We start from the raw sequence: 14,147 nt of genomic DNA on the forward strand, positions 1-14,147 counted from the left end.
GGCGGCCAGGTTTAGCGCACCGCAGAGAAAAAAAGCGGCACTAAAAAACAGCGCGGCCACTAAGGGCCGCGCGCAAATTAATGTATCTGGTTTACTCACTTGGAGGTAGCGTGAGATGCAGAAAAATATCTAATTGATTATTTTTTCAGCATGTCTGGTTAGTCACACTGAACTTTGATCGCCAGACCGCCGCGTGAGGTTTCACGATACTTGGCATTCATGTCTTTACCGGTTTCGTACATGGTTTCGATCACCTTATCCAGTGAAACACGTGGTTCACTGGTACGGCGCAACGCCATGCGCGCAGCATTGATGGCTTTCACTGAGGCGATAGCATTACGTTCGATACACGGCACCTGCACCTGACCTGCCACCGGATCACAGGTTAATCCCAGGTTATGTTCCATACCGATTTCAGCGGCGACACACACCTGCTCCGGGCTGGCGCCGAGCAATTCCGCCAGGCCTGCGGCAGCCATCGAACAGGCCACACCGACTTCGCCCTGACAGCCCACTTCAGCACCTGAAATCGAGGCGTTCATTTTATACAACACGCCAATGGCACCCGAAGCCAGGAAGTAACGGATGAAAATGTCCGGCGTCACGGTCTCAATAAAGTGATCGTAATAGGCCAGCACCGCAGGCACGATACCGCAGGCGCCGTTGGTTGGCGCGGTGACCACACGTCCACCGGCGGCATTTTCTTCATTCACCGCTAAGGCAAACATGTTGACCCAATCAATCACGTTCATCGGGTCATTGGAGTGCTTGGAAGAAGAAACCAGTAAACGACGCAACGAGGCAGCGCGGCGCGGCACGCGCAGTGGACCCGGCAATACGCCTTCCGTATTTAAGCCGCGATCGATACAGGCCTGCATGGTATGCCAGACGTTGCCGAAATAGGCATAAATGTCTTCACGGCTGTGCAGCGCCAGCTCATTTTTCATCACCAAACCGGAAAGGGACAATCCACTTTCATGGCAGTGGCTCAACAACTCTTTGGCAGAGTTGAACGCATACGGCACCGAGACCTCATCCAGTACGGATTGGCCGAAATGCTCTTCATCAACGATAAATCCGCCGCCGATGGAGTAGTAGGTCTTGGTCAGGATCAACAGATCGCCGGCAAAGGCGAAAACCGTCATGCCGTTTTCATGCAACGACAGATTTTCGCTGCGGAACACCATGCCGCCTTCGCGTGGGAAGTCGACTTCACGTGCACCGTTCGCCAGCAGCAGGCGCTCGCGCTGCTCGACGTCTTTAATAAAAGCGGGAATGCTATCGATATCCACGGTGGCGGGCTCAAAGCCGGCCAGCCCCATAATGATGGCGATATCGGTATGGTGACCTTTACCTGTGAGCGACAGCGAGCCATAGACGTCGACGGCAATGCGCGTCACGTCTTGCAATTTGCCCTGTTCGGCCAGCAGATCAACAAACTGCTTGCCCGCTTTCATCGGACCTACGGTATGTGAACTGGATGGGCCAATGCCCACTTTGAACATGTCAAAAACACTAATCACCGGTGACACTCCTCACAAATCTTATTCTGTACGGCTGAGGCCGTTTATGCGGCTAATAGTAATCGCCCGCGTGACTCAGCGAGCAGCTTTTCGCATGAAATAAACTAATTATAAGCCACAGAAATAGTTATCCCATTCTGCGGTTGTGAAGTGGATCGAGTTTATGGCGGAAGTAACATGCAGCGCGGAACTCAGGGAAGGGCGATTTGCTGACTTAATGCGCGAATAATCCCGGCGGTCATGCCCCAGATAAAATAATCCTCATACCACGATAACCACACCTGATGCTGACGATGACCACGGCGCAAGGTGAGTCCACTGTAGCGACTGAGACGCAGGGCTTCTGCCAGCGGCATCGCGAAGGTGCTTTCCACTTCGTCAGGATTAATATTGAGAGGTAGGTCCGCGGGAATAATGCCGACCACCGGCGTGACGGCAAAACCGGTGCTGCTGGTCACGGGCGGTAAGACACCCACGACGCTAACCTGAGCGGGGTGAATGCCGACTTCTTCTTCGGCCTCACGCAGTGCGGTGTGAATGAGCGAATTATCCGTTACATCCTGCATCCCACCCGGGAACGCCACCTGACCGGCATGCTTGCGTAAATGTGATGAGCGACGCGTCAACAGCAACCCGGGCTCAGCACCGTCTATTACGGGCACCAGTACAGCCGCCCGTCGCCCGCAGATAACGCTTTTGGGCGCACTCACAGGGGGTTGCATGACAAAGCGGTTCAGAAACTGGTCAAGCGTCAGGCTCATTTAAACCTCGCCGCTCAGGCTGGGCAAGATACGATTGACCTTGTGGAAGGTCTCCTGATATTCCAGCTCCACATCGCTGTCCGCCACCAGGCCACCACCTGCCGCACAATAAAGATGCTGATTTTCAGCGATTAACGTGCGGATAGTGATGCTGGTATCCATGCGACCACACAGGCTGATGTAACCGATGCTGCCGCACCAGGCGTTGCGGCGCTGCGGTTCCAGTTCCTCAATAATTTCCATAGCGCGAATTTTTGGTGCACCGGTAATGGAGCCGCCGGGGAAACAGGCGCGCAGGAGATCGGTTGCGCCGAGATGTTGAGGCAGTCGCGCTCGTACTGTGCTCACCAGATGATGCACCGCCGGGAAAGGTTCCACGACAAACAACTCAGGGACGCTAACGCTACCAGGTTCTGCCACGCGGCCAATGTCATTGCGCAGCAAATCGACAATCATCAGGTTCTCGGCGCGATCTTTTTCCGCATGGCCCAGTTTCTCAGCCTGCAAGCGATCGGCTTCTGGATCGGCTAAGCGTGGCAAAGTGCCTTTAATCGGTCGGGTCTCAATCTCCTGCTGCTGCAATGAGAGAAAGCGTTCCGGTGACAGGCTAAGAATGACGCTCTTAGGCAAGCGGATAAATGCACTGAAGGGCGCGCGGTTGTCGCGGTTGAGTCGTAAAAAGGCCAGCCACTCGTCACCGTGATAGCGAGCCTTAAAGCGTTGCGCCAGATTCACCTGATAGCAATCACCGGCCTGAATGTAATGTTGAACCTGTGCAAAACGCGCGGCATATTCATCAAAACTAAGGTTTGACTGCCAGTCGCTGGTTAGCGCAAAAGCTTTAGGCTGCGGAATCGCTTGTGCCTGCAACCACTGCCAGCGTTGCCCGGCATCGGTGAGTGAAATCAGGGTGAGTTTTTGCTGATGATGATCCGCGATCAAAGCCCAATCGTAGATGCCGACTGCCATATCCGGCGTTGTCAGATCCTGCTCAGCGCGCTGCGGTAAGATTTCAAAGCGGCGTCCCAGATCATAACCAAACAAACCCAGCGCGCCGCCCTGGAAAGGCAGATCAGCATCAAACAGTGGAGTCGCTCCCAGCATTTCGCACTGTTGCTGCACCAGGTACAGTGGATCATCGGCGGAGAGGATCACCTTGCCATCACAGTCGATTTCCGTCATGTCGCCGCGCGTGGTAAGCGTGGCAAGGGGATCCGCCGTTAAAATGTCAAAACGATTATCGGCATGGTCGGCATGTCCAGAGGTGAGCAACATCGCCCAGGGACGATGAGCAAGCGCAGAAAAACGGTGCAACAGCGCATCCGGCGTATACTTCAGGTTAAGGGTTTTTACGATCATCGGGCTAATTAATCCAACAAGCAGGCGCGTAGCCTGGCACATTTTTTTGTCGCTGGCACCTGTTTGTTCCTCATGGAATAATGCGTCCCCCTTTGCACCAGGAGCAAATAATGTTTACAGGTCTTCCGGCTTTATCTCATGAACAGCAGCAGCAAGCTGTGGAACGTATCCAGGAATTGATGGCGGGTGGCATGGCGAGTGGTCAGGCGATTGCGCAGGTGGCACACGAGATCCGCCAGAGCTATCAGGGTGAATCGATTCGGGCGATGTTCGAAGACGACGAAGAAGACGAATAACGCCAGAAAGGGTTACAGCGCGGCGATGATTTTGATTTCCACTTTGTACTTCGGATTCATCAAGTCAGCTTGCACGGTGCAACGCACTGGCGCGTTGTCAGGTGAAACCCACGCATCCCATGCACGGTTCATGGCCGGAAAGTCAGCTTTATCGACCAGGAAAATCGTGGCATCAAGGATCTTACTTTTGTCTGATCCGACTCGGGTCAGAATCGCGTCAATCACCGCCAGCGCGTTGGCGGTTTGCGCTTCGGCATCGTCATCCAGATTTTCTGGCACGCTGGTGTAATAGACGGTCTGGTTATGCACAACGGCTTCTGACATGCGGGGTGCGGGATCAATACGCGTAATGGTCATGGTGTTCTCCTGTAATTTCGCTGCGCTAGCCTGCCATATCCTGTAGGGCGCTGTCATCTGTTGTGGTCGCCTCAGGGGAATCCTGACATAATTACAGTGTTTTTGACCAATCGGTGAGGATGTGTGGCAGACGATTTTGCAGCTGATGGCGCGCTGGCGCAGGCTATTCCAGGTTTCAAACCGCGTGCCGCGCAGCGTGAAATGGCGCAAGCGGTCATGGAAGCGGTGAAGAAGGGCGGTGAGCTGGTGGTCGAAGCCGGCACCGGTACCGGTAAAACCTATGCCTATCTGGCACCCGTATTGCGTGCGAAAAAAAAGGTCATTATCTCGACCGGATCCAAAGCACTACAGGATCAGCTGTATAACCGCGATTTGCCCACCATTGCTCGTGCCCTGAAGTTCAGCGGTAAAACCGCCCTGCTGAAGGGACGTTCCAATTATTTATGCCTCGAACGTCTGGAGCAGCAAAATCAAACCGGTGGCGATCTCACTGTGCAGGCGCTCGGGGATTTGATCAACGTGCGCAGCTGGTCAAATCAAACTTCGGATGGTGACGTCAGCAGCTGCTCCGGCGTCGCCGAAGACAGTCCGATCTGGCCGTTTGTCACCAGCACTAACGATAACTGCCTCGGCAGCGATTGCCCGCTCTACAAAGATTGCTTTGTGGTGAAAGCGCGTAAGAAAGCCATGGATGCCGATGTGGTGGTGGTGAACCATCATCTGTTCCTTGCCGATCTGGTGGTCAAAGAGGGTGGTTTTGGCGAGCTGATCCCGGAAGCGGATGTGATGATCTTCGATGAAGCGCATCAGTTACCCGATATCGCCAGTCAATACTTTGGACAGCAACTTTCGAGCCGCCAACTGCAGGACCTCGCCAAAGACATCATTATTGCCTATCGCACTGAGGTGCGCGACGTGCAGCAGCTACAGAAATCAGCCGACCGTCTGGCACAGTGCGCGCAGGATTTCCGTTTAACGCTCGGCGAGCCGGGTTTTCGCGGCAATCTGCGTGACCTGCTAAGCGACAACAACATCATGCGCATGTTGACCCTGCTGGATGATGCGCTGGAGCTTTGCTACGACGTCATCAAATTGTCGCTGGGGCGTTCGGCGTTGCTGGACGCGGCATTCGAACGCGCGGCACTGTATCGCACCCGACTGAAACGCCTGCGCGCCATTGATGAACCCGGCTTTAGCTACTGGTATGAGTGCACCAGCCGCCACTTTACGCTGGCGTTAACCCCGCTATCGGTGGCCGAACGTTTTCGTGAAGTGATGGATAACCGTAAAGCGGCGTGGGTATTCACCTCGGCCACGCTGGCGGTGAACGAGCAGATGAGTCACTTCTCCAGCCGATTAGGCGTCGATAAAGCCACCACCATGATTCTCGACAGTCCTTTCGATTACACTCAGCAGGCGCTGTTATGTGTGCCTCGCAATATGCCGGAACCGAATCAACCCGGCGGTGCCCGTAAGCTGGCACAGATGATGAAACCGCTGATCGATGCCAATAAAGGACGCTGCTTCTTCCTCTGTACTTCGCACAAGATGATGCGCGAACTGGCCGCCGAATTTCGTGCCTCGATGACTTTGCCGGTGTTGTTGCAAGGAGAAACCAGTAAAGGCCAGCTGCTGAAGCAGTTCCTCGAGGCCGGCAACGCCTTGCTGGTGGCGACCAGCAGTTTCTGGGAAGGCGTTGATGTGCGTGGCGATGCGCTGTCACTGGTGATTATCGATAAGCTGCCGTTTACTTCGCCGGAAGATCCGCTGCTGAAAGCGCGCATGGAAGATTGTCGCCTGCGTGGCGGCGATCCCTTTAATGATGTGCAACTGCCGGATGCGGTTATCACCCTGAAGCAGGGGGTTGGCCGTTTGATTCGTGATACTGACGATCGTGGCGTGCTGGTGATTTGCGATCAGCGCCTGGTATCGCGTCCGTATGGCGGGTTGTTCCTCAATAGTCTGCCACCCACGCCGCGTACCCGCGATTTGCAGCGCGCCATCGCTTTCGTCCGCCAGCCAGAGAAGCACTAATTTGTGCCAGGCTGTGTTAAGATGCGCGCCATTTTGACTTTCAGAGGTTGTTATGTCCGCCCGAATTTTAGCTCTGGACACGGCGACAGAAGCCTGTTCTGCCGCGCTGCTCAATCAGCAGCAGATCGATGCCCGCTTTGAAATCGCCCCGCGCGATCACACCCAACGCATCTTACCGCTGGTACAAGAGCTGTTGCAGTTGCAGCAGCTGGATCTGACCGCGCTTGACGTGCTGGCGTTTGGCCGTGGGCCAGGCAGTTTTACTGGCGTGCGCATTGGCATTGGTATTGCGCAAGGGCTGGCGTTGGGTGCGAACTTGCCGATGATCGGCGTCTCTTCTCTCGCGACTATGGCTCAGGGCGCATGGCGCTTAAGCGGCGCTAACCGCGTGCTGGCCGCCATCGACGCGCGCATGGGCGAAGTTTACTGGGCCGAATATCAGCGTGATGCCAACGGTGAATGGCAAGGTGCGGACTCGGAAGCCGTTTTAAAACCCGAAGATGTGCAGGCGCGCATTGCCCAGCTAAGCGGCGAGTGGGCAACGGTCGGCACCGGCTGGGCGGCTTATCCGCATCTGTTAAGCTCGACGGGCGCAACCTTAGTGACCACAGAAGTGACGCTGCCAGCAGCGGAGGATATGCTGCCGCTGGCATTGAGTGCCTGGCAGCGCGGTGAGTCGGTGGCGGTGGAGAATGCCGAGCCGGTTTACCTCCGTAATGAAGTGGCATGGAAAAAGTTGCCGGGCCGTTAAGCGCCACGCAACTATTCCGTAAGCGCCCAGTCTAACTGAGAAATAACAGGAGAAGTGCTATGCCAATAAGTCGTAAAGGGATGTCTGGCGCTCTGTTAGCCTGCGCGCTGCTGCTCAGCGGCTGCGTTTCGGTGCCAGATTCCATTAAAGGGAGTTCTCAACTTCCACAGCAAGATTTATTACGCGTGATGAATGCGCCGCAGCTGTATGTCGGTCAGGAGTCACGTTTTGGCGGTAAAGTGGTGAAAGTCACTAACCTGACCGGTCTCACACGCCTGGAAATTGCCACCCAACCGCTGGATGAAAGTGCGCGGCCACGTTTAGGTTCCGCATCGGTTGGGCGTATCTTTGCCGACATTCGCGGTTTTGTTGATCCGGTGGATCTGAACAATCAGTACGTCACGGTACTGGGTAATATCAAAGGCACCGAAAAAGGTGAGATTGGTAAAGCCAGCTACAACTTTGTGGTGGTGGATGTGCGCGGCTATCAGCGCTGGCACCTGACTCAACAGGTGATGACGCCACCGCAGCCTATCGATCCCTGGATTTGGTATGGGCCAACGCGTCGTCATCCGGGTTACTGGGGGCCTAATCCTTATTGGGGGATGAACATGAATACCGGTCCCGCGCAGGTGGAAACTATCCTGACCGAATAATTCATCTTCATTAATTGACGGCCCGGTCGCGGTGCTCGCGACCGGGCTTTTTTATTGGGCGCGCAACCGATGCGCGAAATTTAGTGATGCGCTTCGCAACCTGAAAATGCCGAAACAGGCAAACTGGTACAATCAGTTAAAATATTGTTAACAACACTGATTGCAGAGGCGGCGATGGCTACGCAACAAGAATATCGGGGTGATTCTTTGAATAAGGTTTGGCTTAAACGCTATCCGGCAGATGTTCCTGCGGAGATTAATGCGGACCGTTATACCTCTTTGGTCGAACTTTTCGAGCACGCAGCATTGCAGTATGCCGATCAAACGGCGTTTATTAATATGGGTCAGCCGATGACCTATCGTCAGCTGGATAAGCAAAGTCGCGACTTTGCGGCCTGGCTGCAACAAGGGTTGGGCCTGAAGCAGGGTGACCGCGTGGCGCTGATGATGCCAAACTTGCTGCAGTATCCGGTGGCGCTGTTTGGCGTGCTGCGTGCGGGTATGGTGGTGGTCAACGTTAACCCGCTCTACACGCCGCGTGAGCTGAAGCATCAGCTGAATGACAGCGGTGCCAGTGCGATTGTCATTGTGTCCAACTTTGCCCACACGCTGGAAAAAGTCGTCGCGGAAACACCGATCAAGCACGTGATGCTGACGCGCATGGGTGACCAACTTGCCCCGGTCAAAGCCACGCTGGTCAATTTCGTGGTGAAGTATGTTAAGAAGCTGGTGCCGAAATACCATCTGCCGGGTGCGGTGCCATTCCGCAGCGCACTGCAGCAGGGCGCGCAGATGACTTACCAGCGTCCGACGCTGACTAACAGTGACCTGGCATTCCTGCAATACACCGGCGGCACCACCGGCGTCGCCAAGGGCGCGATGCTAACTCACGGTAACATGCAGGCAAACCTGGAGCAGACCAAAGCTACTTATGGCAAACTGCTGCGTGCGGGCAAAGAGCAGGTGGTCACGGCACTCCCGCTCTACCATATCTTTGCGTTAACGGTAAACGGCCTGCTGTTTCTCGATCTCGGCGGTACCAACCTGCTGATCACCAATCCGCGTGATATCCCCGGTTTTGTCAAAGAGCTAAGCAAATTCCCGTTCACCGCCATTACCGGCGTCAATACGCTGTTTAACGCGCTGCTCAACGACGAAAACTTTAATAAGCTCGATTTCTCCACGCTGCGTCTTTCTGCTGGCGGCGGCATGGCCGTGCAAAAGGCCGTGGCTGAGCGTTGGGAAAAACTCACCGGGCATTATCTGCTCGAAGGTTATGGTTTGACTGAATGTTCACCACTGGTATCGGTCAATCCGTATGACATCACTTGCCACACCGGCAGCATCGGTCTTCCTGTACCCTCCACGGATGTGCGTATCGTCGATGACGAAGATAACGATGTGGCGCCAGGTGAACCGGGTGAACTCTGTATTCGTGGTCCACAGGTGATGGTCGGTTACTGGCAGCGACCGGATGCCACCGAAGAAGTGTTGAAAAATGGCTGGCTGCACACCGGTGATGTTGTTACCGTTGATGGCGAAGGTTTTATTCGCATCGTCGATCGGAAGAAAGACATGATTCTGGTGTCAGGCTTTAACGTGTATCCTAACGAAATCGAAGATGTGCTGATGCAGCATCCGAAAGTGCGCGAAGCCGCCGCAATCGGTGTTCCCAGCGACCTTTCCGGCGAAGCGGTGAAAGTGTGCATCGTTAAAAAGGATCCGTCACTGACGAAAGATGAAGTGCTGGATCATTGCCGCCGTCAGCTCACCGGCTACAAAGTGCCGAAGATTATCGAGTTTAGAGATGAGCTGCCGAAGACCAACGTGGGCAAAATTTTGCGCCGCGAATTGCGTGACGAGGCGAAGCGAGAAGGGCAGTAAGCTGCCTTTCTCTCCAGGTTAACGCCGGCTCAGTCCGGCGTTTTTATTGCTTTTAACATGGAGCGCTGCGCGAAGTGTGCCGCAGCGAGAATGAATACGTGAATTACACCCTGATCGACCAAAACAGCCAGCTGGCTGCCGTGTGCGAACAAGCGCGCCAGCATAATGCCGTTGCGCTGGATACTGAATTCGTGCGCACGCGCACTTACTATCCGCAGTTGGGTCTGATCCAGCTGTTCGATGGTGAACAACTGGTTCTGATCGATCCGCTCAACATCAGTGACTGGACGCCGTTCATCGCACTGCTGCAAGACAAACAGGTGACGAAATTCCTGCACGCCGGTGGCGAAGATCTTGAAGTTTTCTTGCATCGTTTTAAATGCCTGCCTGATCCGATGATCGATACCCAAATCCTGGCGGCCTTCGCTGGGCAGCCTCTGTCATGGGGCTTCGCTTCGATGGTTAATCACTTTAACCAAATCGAACTGGATAAGAGCGAATCCCGTACTGACTGGCTGGCGCGCCCGCTCACTGAGCGTCAATGCGACTATGCCGCAGCAGATGTCGCTTATCTTCTGCCGATTGCCCATCAGTTAGTTGAGCAGACGCAAGCCGCAGGCAACATGGCTGCCGCGCTGAGCGAATGCGATAATCTTTGCCAGCGTCGTCTTGACGTTTTACAGCCAGAGGATGCATGGCGCGACATCACCAACGCATGGCAGTTGCGACCGCGCCAGTTGGCAGCGCTGCAACGCCTGGCGGCATGGCGTTTGAACATCGCCCGTCAGAAAGACATGGCCGTGAATTTTGTGGTGCGTGAAGAGAATCTGTGGAAAGTGGCGCGCTTTATGCCGGGTAGCCTGGGTGAGCTCGATCATTTGGGCCTGAACGGTCACGAGATTCGCTTCCACGGGAAAGCGATGGTGGCGCTGGTGGCGGAAGCGCAGGCACAGGATGAAGCGACCTTGCCACAACCGTTGCCCAATCTGATTGACCATCCGCATTACAAACAGGCATTTAAAGCAATCAAAGCGCTGGTGTTACAGGTAAGCGAAGAGACGGGTTTCAGTCAGGAGCTATTGGCTTCACGTCGCCAAATCAATCAGGTGTTAAGCGTATACTGGGGCTTGAAAAGCGGATGCCGTACACCAGAATTACTGACTGGCTGGCGTGGTGAATTGCTGCAAAAGCGAATCGACGAGATCCTGCAGGCGCTATAAGCGGAATGTTTTCCCCTGCGCACAACGCAGGGGAAAATCAGGAACCCGCTACAATCATTTAGGAACGTCTTCCGTCTCCGTCTCCGGCAGTGTGACGTTGAGTTCCAGGATGGAGATATCGTCCCCTTTCTGATCCAGCTGAACGGTCACCATATCCGGATCAATTTTCACGTACTTACAGATCACTTCCAAAATATCGCGCTTCAGTTGCGGCAGATAATGGGGCTCACTGTCGCCCCTTCTGCGCTCGGCTACGATAATTTGCAGCCTTTCCTTGGCTATGTTGGCTGTGTTCTTCTTACGGGATAAAAAGAAATCTAATAATGCCATTGGTTATCCCCCGAACAGGCGTTTCAGGAAACCCTTCTTCTCTTCTTCAATAAAGCGGAAGGGGCGTTCTTCGCCAAGCAGGCGATCTACGGTATCAGCGTAAGCTTTACCGGCGTCAGAGTTAGCGTCGAGAATGACCGGCTCACCCTGGTTAGAAGCACGAAGTACCGACTGATCTTCCGGGATCACACCCACCAGTGGTATACGCAGAATCTCCAGCACGTCTTCCATGCTCAGCATGTCGCCACGCGTCACGCGGCCTGGGTTGTAACGTGTCAGCAGCAGATGCTCTTTCACCGGGTCCTGGCTGTTTTCAGCACGACGCGATTTAGAAGAGATAATGCCGAGGATGCGGTCGGAGTCACGCACGGAAGAGACTTCCGGGTTGGTGGTGATAATCGCTTCATCCGCAAAGTACAGTGCCATCAACGCACCGGTTTCGATCCCCGCAGGGGAATCGCATACGATGAAATCGAACTCCATCGCGGCCAGGTCGTTTAATACTTTTTCCACGCCTTCGCGGGTCAGCGCATCTTTATCACGTGTTTGTGAAGCAGGCAGGATATAGAGTTGCTCCGTGCGCTTGTCACGAATCAGCGCCTGGTTCAGGGTTGCATCGCCCTGGATGACGTTGACGAAGTCATAAACCACACGGCGTTCACAGCCCATGATCAGGTCGAGGTTACGCAGACCGATATCAAAATCGATCACGACAGTTTTCTTGCCCTTCTGCGCTAAACCGGTTGCGATGGCCGCGCTTGACGTGGTCTTGCCAACGCCCCCTTTACCCGATGTAACTACAATGATGCGTGCCATAAATGTTGATTTCCTTAACGAAAGAAAAGGGGCCTAATAAAGTGTCTGAATGGTGAGCGCGCCCTCTTTAAGGCACAGGCGCGCGGCTTTACCAAAAAATTCCGCCGGAATCTGATCCATGATCCAGTATTCCCCGGCAATAGAGACCAACTCGGCTGCGAGGTTGGTACAAAAAATCTGGCTGTCACGTTCGCCACTGGCACCCGCCAGCGCACGACCACGCATCATGCCGTAAATATGAATATTGCCGTCTGCCACCAGTTCGGCACCGGCGCTTACGCTGTTGGTGACGATAAGGTCGGCATTCCGTGCGTAAATTTGTTGGCCTGAGCGCACTGGCGTATTGATGATGCGGGTTTTGCTGGCGGTTTCAGCAACCGGTGCCACAATCGGCGGCACATCTTCAACCACTGGCGCTTCTGCACGCTTGCGATTCTCTTTACCTTCTGACAACACCGGCAAGCCTGCTCGGGCAATCATCTTTTTCAGGGCTTCATCTTTACAACCGCTGACACCGACAATGCGTAAACCGGTGGCGATGACCGCCTGCTGCATCTGTTTCCAGTTAATGTCACCGTTCAGCGCTGACACGTTGAGCACCACTGGTGCATTCTGCAAAAACGCAGGTGCCTGGTCGATTTTGTCCTGCAGCGCCTGACGAATCACCTCGGGTTGTGAATGGTGCAGATGAACCACTGACAGGGTAAAACTGCTTCCCTTGAATTCGATTGGCGTTTGCGACATCTGTCCTGACTCAGTCCTGTTTTACGACCCTAAGATGTACGTCGATAAAATCGTCATTAACATCAAACGGTCAATATTCGAAGTTCTGCAAGCATGTTATAGTTACTGCTATATTCAGGCAAGTGACGCCACAGGTTAATTCGAGTAAAAAATATGTTTTGTGTGATCTATAGAAGCCCGCAACGTGAACAAACTTATCTTTATGTTGAAAAAAAAGACGATTTTTCGCGCGTTCCGGAAGAACTGCTGCGTGGCTTTGGTAAACCCCAGCTAGCAATGGTGCTATCACTGGACAAACGCGACAAACTGGCTAATGCAGATATCAATAAAGTTAAGCAAGGTTTGAGCGATCAAGGCTATTATTTACAGATCCCACCACCGGTTGAAAGTCTGCTCAACATTCATCTTGATCAGAGTAAAAAAGTTTAATTCGGATTCATCTGTAAATATTCCCTGTAAAAATCCTCAGTGTTATTTGCATTAATTATTCGCCCGCTTTAAAGCATTATTGCGGGCAATAATTCCAGGTTGTGATCCTGTTTGTTGCGTATGATTAACGACTTTTGACAATTTCCGCCACGTCTGCTGCCATAAAACCGCTAATATAATCCTCCTCAGCTTGCCGCGTTCCGGCACTGAACCTGACCTATCCGCCAGTCAGACTGGCATCAAACACAACTAATGCAGGGGAACAGCATGTATCAGCATCGTAACTGGCAGGGCGCTTTGTTGGATTATCCCGTCAGCAAAGTGGTTTGCGTGGGCAGCAACTATGCGAAGCACATCAAGGAAATGGGCAGTGCCACGCCGACAGAACCGGTGGTGTTTATCAAACCGGAAACGGCGGTGTGCGATCTGCGCCAGCCGCTTTCAATTCTAGCCAACTTCGGCGAAGTGCATCACGAAGTGGAACTGGCGGTGTTGATTGGCTCAACGCTGAAACAGGCAACGGAAGAGCATGTGGTCAAAGCGATTGCCGGATATGGTGTGGCACTGGATCTGACGCTGCGCGATGTACAGGCGGGATTGAAAAAAGCCGGTCAGCCGTGGGAAAAATCCAAAGGGTTTGATAACTCTTGCCCGCTGTCAGGTTTCATTCCGGTTTCTGAATTCAGCGGCGACCCGCAGGATACCGAACTGAAGCTGGTGGTGAATGGCGAAGTGCGCCAGCATGGCAGCACGGCGGATATGATTCACAAAATTCTGCCGCTGATTGCCTATATGAGTCAGTACTTTACGCTGCGCGCCGGCGATGTGATCCTGACGGGCACCCCGGAAGGTGTCGGGCCAATGCGATCTGGCGATAAACTCGAAATCTCGCTGGCCGGTCACGGAATTACCACCCGCGTACTGTAAAACTTGCATCACCGCACCTAACCCTTTATAAGGTGCGGTCTTATTGCACAACCCGGACCG

15 protein-coding genes are annotated in these 14,147 nt (G+C 53.9%); 8 read left to right on the forward strand and 7 right to left on the reverse strand.

The genetic code is table 11. The annotated features are described in order from the left end of the window. Positions 1 to 158: 158 nt before the first annotated feature. The 3 genes from F3J37_RS05695 to pabB all read right to left on the reverse strand — a co-directional run bounded on the left by F3J37_RS05695 (position 159) and on the right by pabB (position 3,643). Positions 159 to 1,523 (reverse strand): L-serine ammonia-lyase, encoded by a 1,365-nt coding sequence (locus F3J37_RS05695; protein ID WP_166932322.1) that lies wholly within the window; start codon positions 1,521 to 1,523, stop codon positions 159 to 161. 191 nt (positions 1,524 to 1,714) lie between these two features. Beyond that, entirely contained in the window at positions 1,715 to 2,284 is a 570-nt protein-coding gene (locus tag F3J37_RS05700) for a CoA pyrophosphatase (RefSeq protein WP_166932324.1), read from the reverse strand. Further along, on the reverse strand, positions 2,285 to 3,643 hold the full coding sequence (pabB, locus tag F3J37_RS05705) for an aminodeoxychorismate synthase component 1 (RefSeq protein ID WP_166932326.1): 1,359 nt from the start codon (positions 3,641 to 3,643) through the stop codon (positions 2,285 to 2,287). A gap of 110 nt (positions 3,644 to 3,753) precedes the next feature. Here pabB and F3J37_RS05710 point away from each other — a divergent pair, with 110 nt between their 5' ends. After that, complete coding sequence (locus F3J37_RS05710; protein ID WP_034828730.1) at positions 3,754 to 3,939, forward strand: YoaH family protein; 186 nt, start codon at positions 3,754 to 3,756, stop codon at positions 3,937 to 3,939. A 12-nt stretch (positions 3,940 to 3,951) separates the two neighbouring features. Here F3J37_RS05710 and F3J37_RS05715 read toward each other — a convergent pair whose 3' ends face one another. Then, positions 3,952 to 4,296, reverse strand: a complete 345-nt coding sequence (locus F3J37_RS05715; RefSeq protein ID WP_034828732.1) for a RidA family protein — start codon at positions 4,294 to 4,296, stop codon at positions 3,952 to 3,954. A gap of 123 nt (positions 4,297 to 4,419) precedes the next feature. On the opposite strand from F3J37_RS05715, the gene yoaA reads away from it, so the two are divergent. The 5 genes from yoaA to rnd all read left to right on the forward strand — a co-directional run bounded on the left by yoaA (position 4,420) and on the right by rnd (position 10,841). Further along, positions 4,420 to 6,330 (forward strand): DNA repair helicase YoaA, encoded by a 1,911-nt coding sequence (yoaA, locus tag F3J37_RS05720; protein ID WP_166932328.1) that lies wholly within the window; start codon positions 4,420 to 4,422, stop codon positions 6,328 to 6,330. Positions 6,331 to 6,382: 52 nt separating this feature from the next. Next, entirely contained in the window at positions 6,383 to 7,081 is a 699-nt protein-coding gene (gene tsaB, locus F3J37_RS05725) for a tRNA (adenosine(37)-N6)-threonylcarbamoyltransferase complex dimerization subunit type 1 TsaB (RefSeq protein ID WP_166932330.1), read from the forward strand. 59 nt (positions 7,082 to 7,140) lie between these two features. Then, complete coding sequence (locus tag F3J37_RS05730; protein WP_166932332.1) at positions 7,141 to 7,737, forward strand: Slp family lipoprotein; 597 nt, start codon at positions 7,141 to 7,143, stop codon at positions 7,735 to 7,737. A 207-nt stretch (positions 7,738 to 7,944) separates the two neighbouring features. Continuing rightward, a complete protein-coding gene (gene fadD / locus F3J37_RS05735) occupies positions 7,945 to 9,621 on the forward strand; it encodes a long-chain-fatty-acid--CoA ligase FadD (protein ID WP_166932372.1) in 1,677 nt (558 codons plus the stop codon). A 98-nt stretch (positions 9,622 to 9,719) separates the two neighbouring features. Further along, positions 9,720 to 10,841, forward strand: coding sequence for a ribonuclease D (gene rnd, locus F3J37_RS05740; protein ID WP_058959851.1), 1,122 nt, complete (start codon positions 9,720 to 9,722; stop codon positions 10,839 to 10,841). A gap of 54 nt (positions 10,842 to 10,895) precedes the next feature. Here rnd and minE read toward each other — a convergent pair whose 3' ends face one another. The 3 genes from minE to minC are packed head-to-tail and all read right to left on the reverse strand — an operon-like array spanning position 10,896 to position 12,731. Further along, positions 10,896 to 11,171 carry a cell division topological specificity factor MinE gene (minE, locus tag F3J37_RS05745; protein ID WP_034828741.1) on the reverse strand — a complete coding sequence of 92 codons (276 nt, stop codon included), beginning with the start codon at positions 11,169 to 11,171 and terminating at the stop codon, positions 10,896 to 10,898. A 3-nt stretch (positions 11,172 to 11,174) separates the two neighbouring features. Then, positions 11,175 to 11,987 (reverse strand): septum site-determining protein MinD, encoded by an 813-nt coding sequence (gene minD / locus F3J37_RS05750; RefSeq protein ID WP_034828743.1) that lies wholly within the window; start codon positions 11,985 to 11,987, stop codon positions 11,175 to 11,177. A 33-nt stretch (positions 11,988 to 12,020) separates the two neighbouring features. Beyond that, a complete protein-coding gene (minC, locus tag F3J37_RS05755) occupies positions 12,021 to 12,731 on the reverse strand; it encodes a septum site-determining protein MinC (RefSeq protein WP_166932334.1) in 711 nt (236 codons plus the stop codon). Positions 12,732 to 12,884: 153 nt separating this feature from the next. On the opposite strand from minC, the gene F3J37_RS05760 reads away from it, so the two are divergent. Continuing rightward, positions 12,885 to 13,160, forward strand: coding sequence for a YcgL domain-containing protein (locus F3J37_RS05760; protein WP_058959843.1), 276 nt, complete (start codon positions 12,885 to 12,887; stop codon positions 13,158 to 13,160). A gap of 267 nt (positions 13,161 to 13,427) precedes the next feature. Beyond that, the gene (locus tag F3J37_RS05765; protein WP_166932336.1) at positions 13,428 to 14,087 is read left to right on the forward strand and encodes a fumarylacetoacetate hydrolase family protein; all 660 of its coding nucleotides are present in this window, start codon (positions 13,428 to 13,430) and stop codon (positions 14,085 to 14,087) included. Positions 14,088 to 14,147: the final 60 nt, after the last annotated feature.

This window comes from Candidatus Pantoea communis, from assembly GCF_011752685.1.
GTDB lineage: Bacteria > Pseudomonadota > Gammaproteobacteria > Enterobacterales > Enterobacteriaceae > Pantoea > Pantoea communis.

Excerpts from the sequence above, each read along its gene's own strand:
- F3J37_RS05700 (WP_166932324.1), bottom strand. The coding sequence starts at position 2,284 with ATGAGCCTGACGCTTGACCAGTTTCTGAACCGCTTTGTCATGCAACCC.
- pabB (WP_166932326.1), bottom strand. The coding sequence starts at position 3,643 with ATGATCGTAAAAACCCTTAACCTGAAGTATACGCCGGATGCGCTGTTG.
- F3J37_RS05710 (WP_034828730.1), top strand. The coding sequence starts at position 3,754 with ATGTTTACAGGTCTTCCGGCTTTATCTCATGAACAGCAGCAGCAAGCT.
- F3J37_RS05715 (WP_034828732.1), bottom strand. The coding sequence starts at position 4,296 with ATGACCATTACGCGTATTGATCCCGCACCCCGCATGTCAGAAGCCGTT.
- tsaB (WP_166932330.1), top strand. The coding sequence starts at position 6,383 with ATGTCCGCCCGAATTTTAGCTCTGGACACGGCGACAGAAGCCTGTTCT.
- F3J37_RS05730 (WP_166932332.1), top strand. The coding sequence starts at position 7,141 with ATGCCAATAAGTCGTAAAGGGATGTCTGGCGCTCTGTTAGCCTGCGCG.
- minE (WP_034828741.1), bottom strand. The coding sequence starts at position 11,171 with ATGGCATTATTAGATTTCTTTTTATCCCGTAAGAAGAACACAGCCAAC.
- minD (WP_034828743.1), bottom strand. The coding sequence starts at position 11,987 with ATGGCACGCATCATTGTAGTTACATCGGGTAAAGGGGGCGTTGGCAAG.
- minC (WP_166932334.1), bottom strand. The coding sequence starts at position 12,731 with ATGTCGCAAACGCCAATCGAATTCAAGGGAAGCAGTTTTACCCTGTCA.
- F3J37_RS05760 (WP_058959843.1), top strand. The coding sequence starts at position 12,885 with ATGTTTTGTGTGATCTATAGAAGCCCGCAACGTGAACAAACTTATCTT.
- F3J37_RS05765 (WP_166932336.1), top strand. The coding sequence starts at position 13,428 with ATGTATCAGCATCGTAACTGGCAGGGCGCTTTGTTGGATTATCCCGTC.